We start from the raw sequence: 10,631 nt of genomic DNA, 5'->3' as shown, positions 1-10,631 counted from the left end.
ACCCGCCTTCGCCGGGCTGATCAGGGGCGTCCCGCCATACCCATCCAGGGGGTCAAAGTTCGACGCCGATCCAGGGTCAATGTTCAACGCTGTTTGACACCGAATGCCTGCTCCCGCCACGCGACCTGCGTGTACGCGCAGTCGCCGGAGCGCTGCAGGCACTTCGGGAAAGACCTCGCCGCCCGTCTGGCTGAATTGGAGGCTGCCCGTGCCGACCGCTGACCTCGCTCACCTGCGTGCCCTGCGGGACCGCCTCGGAGCGGCGATGGGGGATTGCGCATGAACGAAGAACTCTACAGCCAGATGAGGAAGAAGATGTTCGTCGTTTTCGATTTGGACGGAACACTCGCGCTCACGGCTCATCGGGCCCACTTCCTTGACCGTCCGTCCAAGGAGAAGGACTGGCGCGGGTTCTATGCGGCCTGCGACAAGGACGAGCCCTGCCATCCGATCATCCGGACCTTGCTGGCGCTCGACGCGACGGGTGCCGAGATCGAGATCTGGTCCGGCCGCTCGGATGAGGTGAAGGATAAGACGGTAGCGTGGCTCGGCGAGCATGGTCTGAGCCACATCACGATCCGCACGCGCCGAGAGGGCGATCACCGACCCGACACCGTCCTCAAGACCGAGTGGCTGGACGAAGGTCGAAAGCCGGCCCTCGTCTTTGAGGATCGAGCCTCCGTCGTCGCCATGTGGCGGGCCCGCGGCATCGTCTGCTGCCAAGTCGCTCCTGGGGACTTCTGATGGAGCCCCAAGCCATCGCGGAAACCATCGCAGCCCGGATGCGGGAGCTTCGAGAGGCACGGGGCCTGTCGTTGCAGGCCCTGGCGGACCGGGCGGGCATCGCCAAGTCGCATGCTTGGGAGATCGAGCAGGGGCGATCCCGCAACCCGACCATCGGCACGGCGGTCGGGATCGCCCGTGCCCTCGGCGTGTCGCTCGACTATCTAGCCGGGCTTTCGAACGCCAAGCCGGACCTTCATCCCGAGGCGCTACGCATCGCCTGCGAGATTGATGCGCTTCTCCGCCGACCCGCCCTGATCGCCCAGCAGGAGGCCGCATCCCATGCCGAAGCGTGATCCCTACCGCGCCCTGGCTCAGGGCATTGAGGTCGCTCTCGCGGGCCGGCATTGGCAGCCGACAGACCGGGTGACGCTCACCCTCACTGCGGCGGAATGGGGGCTCATCACCGACGCGCTGCGGAAGGCGGCCAAGCCCTACGGCCAAGGGCTGATCGACGCCACTCTGCGTTCAGACGCGGGAGATCAGGGCGCGCCCTCCGAAGGCGGCAAGCGCATCCTCGACGGCCTGAACGATGCTCTCGCCTTCGCTGAGGGCGACACGTCCCGCGCCACCGTTCACCTCTTTGATGTCAAGGGTGGCAAAGCGACGAAGATAGATCTCCCGACATACACCGCAGTGCTTGAACGCGCCGAACTGTTTCCCGAGGGCGCCAGCGCGTCGGGACTAAGGTCGCATTTTGTTCGAGAGGCCGACCAAGGTAGTTACAACTTCGACTTAATCCACGCTGTCGAGGAAGAAGTTGCACGACATCTTCGCAACGGCTTGGATCGGGGAGATCTGCGACTTGTGAGCGGGTTGCGGTATCAGAGGGCGCCCCACTCCCCCGATCCCCTCAGATAAGACAGCAAGGAGAGGGGGGATGGCTAAAGCCCGCTCGCGTGACCCTGACCTGATCCTCGCTATGCCGTACCCGCCGCGCGGCATGTCACGAACGGAAGCCGCCCGGCATATCGGCGTCTCGGCCAGCTATTTCGATCAGATGGTGAAAGACGGACGCATGCCGGCGCCAAAGCGCTTTGGCTCGCGCGTCGTCTGGGATCGCTTCCGCTTGGACGCGGCCTTTGACGACATCAATGACCGCGACGGCGCGGAAGGCGACGGCAAGGGCTGGGAAGACTGGACGTGAGCCGCATCCGCCTGCGCTATGTGGACCACTTCACCGACCGGCACGGAACCGTGCGCTACTATTTCCGCCGGCCGGGCGGGAAGCGCACGCCGCTGCCGGGGCTGCCGGGATCGGAAGCCTTCATGGCCGCCTATGCGGCAGCGATGGGTGCACCCGAGAACAAGCCGGCCAAGCAGAGGGGAGAGCAGGGGACCTTCGACCGGCTCGTCGCCCTCTACTACGAGAGCGCCGAGTTCAAGACCCTCAAGGCCCCGACGCAGCGTGCCTATCGCCTTGCAATCGAACGCCTGCTGATGCTCGAAAAGATGGGACCTCGCCCGGTCCGGGGCTTCAACCGCACGATCATCAAAGGGATCATGGCGAAGCGTGTGGCCACGCCCTCGGCAGCCAACGACGCGCTGAAGAAGCTGCGCATCCTTATGAAGTTCGCTCTCGACCTCGGCTGGCGTGACACCGACCCGACCCTGCGCATCAGCAAGTTCAAGGAAGGGGAGCACCACACCTGGACGGATGAGGAGATCGAGCGCTTCGAGGCGCACTGGCCCATCGGATCCGTCCAACGCACGGCCTTCGCGCTTCTCCTGTTCACCGGCCAGCGGGTCTCCGACGTGGCAGCCATGTCGTGGAAGGACGTGAGCCTGGATGGGCAGCGGATCCGGGTGACGCAGGAGAAGACCGGGACCAAGCTCGACCTCGCCCTCCACGACGATCTGCTGCACGTGCTCGCCGACTGGCCGAAGTGGGAGCACGCCATCTTGCAAACCTCATGGAAGAGGCCGTTCAGCGTGAAAGGGCTCGGCAACAAGATGGCTGATGCGATAGGCGCCGCCGGCTTGCCGGATGAATGCGTGACCCACGGGCTACGGAAAGCGGCAGCTCGGCGCCTGGCTGAAGCCGGCTGCACGGCTCACGAAATCGCGAGCATCACCGGCCACAGGTCGCTGGCGGAGGTCGAGCGCTACACGCGCGCCGCCGGGCAGCGCATCCTCAACGACGCTGCCACCCTGAAACTGGCATCACGCCGACTTCCAAACCAAACTCAGGAAACTCCCTAACCCTGAGAAAAATGATAGCGTTTCCAAAGGGTTTAGAGGTATATTGGAGGCCTCGCCCGGAATCGAACCGGGGTGCAAGGATTTGCAGTCCTCTGCGTAACCACTCCGCCACGAGGCCTCGCGCGCGACCGGCACCCGAAGGGCCTCGCGCGGTCCCGGGCCAGGCGGCCGGCTCCGGGGTTGCGCGTCTCTAGCAGAGGTCGCGGGCAAAGGGCAACGGTCCCGCGCCGGTTCTTTGCCGGCCCCGGGACAGGAGAATCTCAGCTCTGCCAGACCCGGGGCAGGGGCAGGCCGCGCCAGGCTTCGAGGAAGCGGGCGGCGCTGGTGCGCAGGGGGGCGATGGACGGGGCGAGCCAGCGCAGGGCGAGATGGCCGTTCCAGGCGCTCGCCGCCGCCTCGACCCCATCACCGCGCGCGGCTTCGAGGATGTCGCGCGCCCGCTCCAGGCCCGCCTCCGCGCCGGGGGACAGGTCGAGCAGAGTGGCGCAGGCCCCGGCGCCGCCGCCGATCGCCGGGCGGGCGAGGAGGTCGCCGAGCGCGCCTTCGAGCCGGAGGGTGTCGGCATAGACGAGGCGGCCGCTGCGGCGCACCCGCCAGGCATCCTCGAACAGGCCCGCGCGCAGCACCTCGCCGCGGGCGGCCCGGCCGAAGACCACCGCCTCGAAGACGAGGAGATGGGCATCCGCGGCGAGGTCGGCCTCGAAGCTGCGGCGCACCCGCGCCCGGTCGAACAGGATCGTCTCCTGCGGGATCCAGGCCAGCCGCGCGCCGGCCTCCAGCGCGACCCGGTTGGCGAGCCGGCTCACCGGCCCGTCCGAGCGGTAGAGCTTCTCCGCGGCCGTGCTGGTGAAGGCGAGGCGCGCGCCTGCTTCCAGCGCGAGGTCCACCGTGAAGTCGTCGCCGCAGGCCACACCCCCGGCCGTGTTGACGAGCACCGCCTCCGTCTCGGCGGCGCCGGGCGCCCGGTTGGGGAAGCGCAGGCGCAAGGGGCCCGCCTCGGCGAGGTCGACGATCCGGGCCGGGCCGGGGCTTCCGCCGGGGGCGGCCACACGCAGCGCGACGCGGCCGACCGAGCGCTGGCGCGCCGGGGCGAGGGGTCCGGGCATGGCAGTCACCGGCGGTCGGACCCGCTCGGCACCGCGGCGGCGGGGGCCGGCCTGTCGAGGATGCGCCGGCCGAACAGGCTCGCCACCAGTTCGACCAGGACGCGGGCGCTGCGCCCGCGCTCGTCGAGGAAGGGGTTGAGCTCGACCACGTCGAGGGAGCGCACGAGGCCGGAATCGTGCAGCATCTCCATGATGAGATGCGCCTCGCGGAAGGTGGCGCCGCCCGGCACGGTGGTGCCGACGCCCGGCGCGATCCCCGGATCGAGGAAGTCCACGTCGAAGCTCACATGGAGATGGCCGTCCGCGGCGGCGACCCGCTCCAGGATGCGCCGTAGCGGCGCGACCACGCCGAACTCGTCGATCTCGCGCATGTCGGTGACGGCGACGCGCCGGGCGCCGACCAGGGCGCGCTCGCCCGCATCGATCGAGCGCAGGCCGAACAGGTGGATCCGGGCCGGATCGAGGGGCACGCGGCCCGGATCGGCGAAAAGCCCGTCGAAGCCGGGCTCGCCGCAGAGCGCGGCGAGCGGCATGCCGTGGACATTGCCCGAGGGCGAGGTCTCCGGCGTGTTGAAATCCGCATGCGCGTCGAGCCAGAGCACGAAGAGCGGCCGGCCCGCCGCCGCGCAATGGCGCATCGCCCCCTCGACGGTGCCGAGCGACAGGCTGTGGTCGCCGCCCGCGACGAGGGGCAGGCGGCCCTGGCCGAGCGCCGCCTCGACCTCCCGGGCGAGGGCGCGCGTCCAGGCGGCGACGGCGGGCAGGCCGCGATCCGCGGCGGGCCCGTCCGGGCTCGCATCGCCCAGGTCCTCGACGGCGAGGCCGAGATCGCGCAGCACCCGCACCAGGCCGGCGGTGCGTAGAGCCGCCGGGCCCATCACCGCGCCGGGCTCGCTGGTGCCGACCTCGATCGGCGCGCCGATCAGGGCGATGGGGCGGCTGGGCAATCCGTCGGCTTCCAAATCGCGGCTCCCCTCGTGCGGCCCCGGGCGGGGACCCGAGCCCGGCCTGTAGCAGAGGCCGGACCGGAAGGCGACGCGCGGGATGCGGGCCCTGGGGCTGTGGCTGAGCGACTGCCCACAAAGCCGCCTGCGGCGCCGGGCGTTCCGATGGATCCGCGGCTGCTGGCGCATGAATCGCGGTCATACCGCTCCCCGCATCGCCCAGTTTGAGGGCAATTGCCGCTTGTTTGTGCGCATACCGCCCAGCCCGTGCATTCGCTTCAGGCAGTGCCGCCGATACAGCCACAGGTGGTCCCGAAGCGTGCTGGCACGTCGATTGCCTAGAGCCTGCCGCCGCGAAAAGCGGCCGGGGAACGGCATGATGACGAATCTGAAGACGTGGGTTTCGGCCGCGGCGCTCGCCGGCGGCCTGGCGCTGGCCTCCTTGAGCGCGGGCGCGGCACGGGCACAGGAGACCATCAAGGTCGGGATCCTGCACTCGCTCTCGGGGACGATGGCGATCTCCGAGACGACGCTCAAGGACGCGATGCTGATGCTCATCGCGGAGCAGAACAAGAAGGGTGGCCTGCTCGGAAAGAAGCTGGAGCCGGTGGTGGTCGATCCGGCCTCCAACTGGCCGCTCTTCGCCGAGAAGGCGCGCGAGCTGATCGCCAAGGACAAGGTCTCGGCCGTGTTCGGCTGCTGGACCAGCGTGTCGCGCAAGTCCGTGCTGCCGGTCTTCAAGGAGCTGAACTCGATCCTGTTCTACCCCGTCCAGTACGAGGGCGAGGAGAGCGAGCGGAACGTGTTCTACACGGGTGCCGCCCCGAACCAGCAGGCCATCCCCGCCGTCGATTACCTGATGAAGGAGGAGAAGGTCGAGCGCTGGGTGCTGGAGGGCACGGATTACGTCTACCCGCGCACCACCAACAAGATCCTCGAGGCCTATCTCCGGGCCAAGGGCGTGAAGCCGGAGGACATCTCGATCAACTACACGCCGTTCGGCCAGTCGGACTGGCAGACGCGCGTCGCCGCGATCAAGAGCTTCGGCTCGGCCGGCAAGAAGACCGCCGTGGTCTCGACCATCAACGGCGACGCCAACGTGCCCTTCTACAAGGAGCTCGCCAACCAGGGTCTAAAGGCCACCGACATCCCGGTCGTGGCTTTCTCGGTGGGCGAGGAGGAGCTCGCCGGCATCGACACCAAGCCGCTCGTCGGCCACCTCGCGGCGTGGAACTACTTCGAGTCGATCGACACGCCGGAGAACAAGGCCTTCATCGCCCAGTGGCAGGCCTACAAGAAGAACCCCAAGGCCGTCACCAACGACCCGATGGAGGCGCATTATATCGGCTTCAACATGTGGGTGAAGGCGGTCGAGAAGGCCGGCAGCACGGATCCGGACAAGGTCATCGCCGCGCTGCCGGGCACCGAGCAGAAGAACCTCACCGGCGGCACCTCCCAGATGCTCCCGAACCACCACATCACGAAGCCGGTCTTCATCGGCGAGATCAAGGATGACGGCCAGTTCGACGTCGTGAACAAGACCGACGGCCTGATCGCCGGCGAGGCGTGGTCGAAGCAGCTCGACGGCTCGAAGGACCTCGAGGCCGATTGGGTGAAGCTCAACTGCGGCAACTACAACACCAAGACCAAGAAGTGCGGCGGCGCCTGAGCCGACGCGGTCCGGTCGGTCCCGGGCAAGCGGTCCTCGCCCGGGACTGACGCATGACGCGCCATCCCCTCCCGCCGGAGGGGGAGGGGCGGGGGCGGCGCAGAACACGCCGCCCGTGCCCCGACCCGCACAATCCCCGCCTCCGACTCCTCCCCGCACGGCGGAGGAGGGCGCGTCACGCGCGGAGACCTTAGAGTCCGATGATCCGCATCCTCCTCCTGCTGCTGACGCTCGGCCTCTCCGGCCCCGCCCTCGCGCAGTCCGACCCCTATGCGCGCCTCGCGAGCGACAGCTACGGCGACATCGAGACCGGCATCGCGGGCCTCGCCGCCAGCGGCGATCCGCGCGCGGGCGCGGTGCTGGCCGCGCTCGCCGAGGGGCGCCTGCTCTACCGCCCCTCCGACAAGGCCCTGTTCGTGAAGCAGGGCGACGGCCTCGTCGAGGCGCGCAGCGGCGGCGCCGCCACGGCCGAGGGGCTGAAGCCGGTCCGCGCCAACAACAAGATCCGCCGCGCCCTGGAGGCGGCCCAGGGCCAGCTCAACCTCGTGAGCACCGATCCGGGCAAGCGCCGCGAGGCCGCCGAGGCGGTGTTCAAGGCGCGCGACACGAGCGCCCTGCCGGCCGTCGAGACGGCCCTTGCCAAGGAGAGCGACCGCGGCATCAAGCGCCTGTTCGAGCAGGCCCGCGCCGCCCTGCTGCTGGCCAAGCCCGGCACCCCGGAGGCCGACCGGCTCGCGGCGCTGCCGATCCTCCAGGCCCGCGGCGACGGCGATTCCATCGCCATCCTGCGCACCATAGCGGCGAGCGACCCGAGCGAGACCGTGAAGGCGGCGGCCGGCCGCGGCATCCAGGCGATCGAGACCCGGCTCGCCGTGGCGGCCGCCGCCCAGAACGTCTGGTACGGCGTCTCGCTCGGCTCCGTGCTGCTGCTCGCCGCGATCGGGCTCGCCATCACCTTCGGCGTGATGGGCATCATCAACATGGCCCATGGCGAGATGGTGATGCTCGGGGCCTACACGACCTACCTCGTGCAGGACGCGATCCGCGCGCACGCGCCCGGCCTGTTCGACTGGTCGCTCGCCATCAGCATCCCCTGCGCCTTCCTGGTGGCGGGGGCGGTCGGCGTCGTGATCGAGCGCGGCATCATCCGCTTCCTCTACGGGCGCCCGCTGGAGACCCTGCTCGCCACCTTCGGCGTCAGCCTGATCCTCCAGCAGAGCGTGCGCTCGATCTTCGGCCCCACCAACCGCGAGGTCGGCTCGCCGGGCTTCATGTCGGGCGCCTTCGACCTGTTCGGCCTCTCCATCACCTGGGGCCGGATGTGGATCGTGCTGTTCTCGTTCAGCGTCTTCCTCGGCCTGCTCTTCGTCCTCAGGAAGACCGCCTTCGGCCTGAAGACCCGGGCGGTGACGCAGAACCGGCGCATGGCCGCCGCCATGGGCATCCGCACGCCCTGGGTCGACGCCATGACCTTCGGCCTCGGCTCCGGCATCGCCGGCATCGCGGGGGTGGCGCTCTCGCAGATCGACAACGTCTCGCCCAATCTCGGCCAGGGCTACATCATCGACTCGTTCCTGGTGGTGGTCTTCGGCGGCGTCGGCAACCTCTGGGGCACGCTCGTCGCGGCGCTGACCCTCGGCGTCGCGAACAAGCTGTTCGAGCCCTATTTCGGCGCCGTGCTCGCCAAGATCGCGCTGCTGATCTTCATCATCCTCTTCATCCAGAAGCGCCCGCGCGGCCTGTTCGCGCTCAAGGGCCGGGCGGTGGAATCGTGAGCATGACCCGCACCCGCCTCATCGACCCGAAGGGCTGGATCTTCCTCGCGGCGCTCGCCGCCTTCTGCCTGGTGGTGCCGCTCCTGAACCTCGGCATCCCCGAGGGCTCGGGCCTGCACCTGCCGACCTACCTCGTCTCGCTGTTCGGCAAGTATCTCGCCTTCGCGCTGCTGGCGCTCAGCCTCGACCTCGTCTGGGGCTATTGCGGCATCCTCTCGCTCGGCCACGGCGCCTTCTTCGGCCTCGGCGGCTACGCGATGGGCATGTACCTGATGCGCCAGATCGGGCCACGCGGCGTCTACGGCAATCCGGTCCTGCCCGACTTCATGGTGTTCCTGAACTACAAGGAGCTGCCCTGGTACTGGCTCGGCTTCGACCATTTCGCCTTCGCGGCGCTGATGGTGCTGGCCGTGCCTGGCCTGCTCGCCTTCGTCTTCGGCTGGCTCGCCTTCCGCTCGCGGGTGACGGGCGTCTACCTGTCGATCATCACGCAGGCGATGACCTTCGCGCTGATGCTGGCCTTCTTCCGCAACGACATGGGGCTCGGCGGCAACAACGGCCTCACCGACTTCAAGGACATCCTCGGCTTCCCCGTCCAGGCGCAGGGCACGCGCGTGGCGCTGTTCGTGGCGACCGGGATCGCGCTGGCGCTCGGCTATCTGGTCGCCCGCTTCATGACGGTCTCGGCCTACGGCAAGATCCTGATCGCGGTGCGGGACGCGGAATCGCGCACGCGCTTCCTCGGCTACCGGCCGGAGCACTACAAGACGCTCGCCTTCACCGTCTCGGCCATGATGGCGGGCGTGGCCGGCGCGCTCTACGTGCCGCAGGTCGGCATCATCAACCCGGGCGAGTTCGCGCCCACCAACTCCATCGAGGCGGTGATCTGGGTCGCGGTCGGCGGGCGCGGCACGCTGGTCGGCGCCGCGCTCGGCGCCGTCATCGTCAACTATGCCAAGACGGTGCTGACCGGCGCGCTGCCGGATGCCTGGCTCTTCGCGCTGGGCGCCCTGTTCGTGGTGGTGACGCTGTTCATGCCCAAGGGCATCGTCGGCACCCTGATCGAGCGCTTCGGCAGCCGCCGCGCCAGGGCCAAGCTGCCCCCCGAGCCCGAGATCGCCCCGAAGCTCGCCGAGGAAGGACAGGGCTGATGAGCGGTACCGATCTCCTCGAGCCGATCCGGCACGACGCCTCCGTCGGCCCCGCGACCAAGAAGCGGGTCACCGACGCGCTGCTCTACCTCGACGACCTCAAGGTCACCTTCGACGGCTACCGGGCCCTGCGCGGCCTCTCGCTCACCCTCGACCGGGGCGAGATGCGCGCGATCATCGGCCCGAACGGCGCCGGCAAGACCACGATGATGGACTGCATCACCGGCAAGACGCGGCCCGATACGGGCACCGCGCTCTTCGACGGCACCTACGACCTGACCCGGCTCGACGAGCCGGCCATCGCCGACCTCGGCATCGGCCGCAAGTTCCAGAAGCCGACCGTGTTCGAGAGCCACACGGTGGCCGACAACATCCTGCTGGCACTGAAGGGCCCGCGCTCGGGCGTCGCCTCGCTGTTCGGCTGGCGCAACCGCGTCGAGGCCGAGCGCATCGACGCGCTGCTCACCAAGGTCGGGCTGATCGCCCATCGCGGGCGCCCGGCGGCCGACCTCTCGCACGGGCAGAAGCAGTGGCTGGAGATCGGCATGCTGCTGGCGCAGGACCCGAAGCTCCTGCTGGTCGACGAGCCGGTCGCCGGCATGACCGATGCCGAGACCGCCGAGACCGCGACGCTGCTCCGCGAGATCGCCCGCGACCACGCGGTCATCGTGGTCGAGCACGACATGCACTTCGTCCGCGCGCTCGAATGCCGCGTCACCTGCCTGCACGAGGGCGCGGTGCTGGCGGAAGGCTCGATCGACGCGGTCTCCGCCGACCCGAAGGTGGTCGAAGTCTATCTGGGGCGCTGAGAGCCGTGCCTCGGCAAGCGAAAGTCATGGTTTCGAAAGGTCGAGACCTTTCGCGGGTGCAGGGCAGAGCCCTGCAGATCGGCTGTCCCGGCCCGGCTGCGCCGGGTCGGGGCAGCCGAATTCGGGGCTCCGCGCCCCGAACCCCGCCAAAGGGCCTGGAGGCCCTTTGGGATCCCCATATCTCATAGAGGC

The 10,631-nt window shown here is 69.1% G+C and carries 11 protein-coding genes and 1 tRNA gene; 9 read left to right on the top strand and 3 right to left on the bottom strand.

Annotation, left to right across the window (positions count from 1 at the left end):
- Positions 1-279: 279 nt before the first annotated feature.
- From MTDSW087_RS18970 to MTDSW087_RS18950, 5 genes are read left to right on the top strand one after another with little or no spacing between them, the layout of a single operon-like run.
- The gene (locus tag MTDSW087_RS18970) at positions 280-744 is read left to right on the top strand and encodes a phosphatase domain-containing protein (RefSeq protein WP_144766469.1); all 465 of its coding nucleotides are present in this window, start codon (positions 280-282) and stop codon (positions 742-744) included.
- Entirely contained in the window at positions 744-1,079 is a 336-nt protein-coding gene (locus MTDSW087_RS18965; RefSeq protein WP_144766468.1) for a helix-turn-helix domain-containing protein, read from the top strand. Before MTDSW087_RS18970 ends, MTDSW087_RS18965 begins: the two co-directional genes overlap by 1 nt.
- Positions 1,066-1,644 (top strand): hypothetical protein, encoded by a 579-nt coding sequence (locus tag MTDSW087_RS18960; RefSeq protein ID WP_144766467.1) that lies wholly within the window; start codon positions 1,066-1,068, stop codon positions 1,642-1,644. The genes MTDSW087_RS18965 and MTDSW087_RS18960 overlap by 14 nt, the downstream gene beginning before the upstream one ends.
- A gap of 19 nt (positions 1,645-1,663) precedes the next feature.
- Positions 1,664-1,930 (top strand): helix-turn-helix transcriptional regulator, encoded by a 267-nt coding sequence (locus MTDSW087_RS18955; protein WP_144766466.1) that lies wholly within the window; start codon positions 1,664-1,666, stop codon positions 1,928-1,930.
- Positions 1,927-2,985, top strand: a complete 1,059-nt coding sequence (locus MTDSW087_RS18950; RefSeq protein WP_144766465.1) for a tyrosine-type recombinase/integrase — start codon at positions 1,927-1,929, stop codon at positions 2,983-2,985. Before MTDSW087_RS18955 ends, MTDSW087_RS18950 begins: the two co-directional genes overlap by 4 nt.
- 44 nt (positions 2,986-3,029) lie before the next feature.
- Here the strand turns inward: MTDSW087_RS18950 and MTDSW087_RS18945 are convergent.
- The 3 genes from MTDSW087_RS18945 to rocF all read right to left on the bottom strand — a co-directional run bounded on the left by MTDSW087_RS18945 (position 3,030) and on the right by rocF (position 5,038).
- A tRNA-Cys gene (locus MTDSW087_RS18945) sits at positions 3,030-3,103 on the bottom strand.
- 142 nt (positions 3,104-3,245) lie between these two features.
- A complete protein-coding gene (locus tag MTDSW087_RS18940) occupies positions 3,246-4,091 on the bottom strand; it encodes an urease accessory protein UreD (protein ID WP_144766464.1) in 846 nt (281 codons plus the stop codon).
- Between the two features lie 5 nt (positions 4,092-4,096).
- Positions 4,097-5,038: an arginase gene (gene rocF / locus MTDSW087_RS18935; protein ID WP_144766463.1), complete on the bottom strand. Its 942-nt coding sequence runs from the start codon at positions 5,036-5,038 to the stop codon at positions 4,097-4,099.
- Between the two features lie 376 nt (positions 5,039-5,414).
- On the opposite strand from rocF, the gene urtA reads away from it, so the two are divergent.
- From urtA to urtD, 4 genes are all read left to right on the top strand, one after another.
- Positions 5,415-6,704, top strand: a complete 1,290-nt coding sequence (gene urtA / locus MTDSW087_RS18930) for an urea ABC transporter substrate-binding protein (RefSeq protein ID WP_373322000.1) — start codon at positions 5,415-5,417, stop codon at positions 6,702-6,704.
- Positions 6,705-6,904: 200 nt separating this feature from the next.
- Positions 6,905-8,479 carry an urea ABC transporter permease subunit UrtB gene (urtB, locus tag MTDSW087_RS18925; RefSeq protein ID WP_144766461.1) on the top strand — a complete coding sequence of 525 codons (1,575 nt, stop codon included), beginning with the start codon at positions 6,905-6,907 and terminating at the stop codon, positions 8,477-8,479.
- A gap of 2 nt (positions 8,480-8,481) precedes the next feature.
- Complete coding sequence (gene urtC, locus MTDSW087_RS18920) at positions 8,482-9,630, top strand: urea ABC transporter permease subunit UrtC (protein WP_144766460.1); 1,149 nt, start codon at positions 8,482-8,484, stop codon at positions 9,628-9,630.
- Positions 9,630-10,439 (top strand): urea ABC transporter ATP-binding protein UrtD, encoded by an 810-nt coding sequence (gene urtD, locus MTDSW087_RS18915; RefSeq protein ID WP_144766459.1) that lies wholly within the window; start codon positions 9,630-9,632, stop codon positions 10,437-10,439. Before urtC ends, urtD begins: the two co-directional genes overlap by 1 nt.
- The last annotated feature ends 192 nt before the right edge of the window (positions 10,440-10,631 follow it).

The organism is Methylobacterium dankookense (assembly GCF_902141855.1).
GTDB classification, from domain to species: Bacteria; Pseudomonadota; Alphaproteobacteria; order Rhizobiales; family Beijerinckiaceae; genus Methylobacterium; species Methylobacterium dankookense.
Note: the sequence above shows the minus strand (reverse complement) of the source record. Positions and strands in the feature narration are given on the sequence as shown.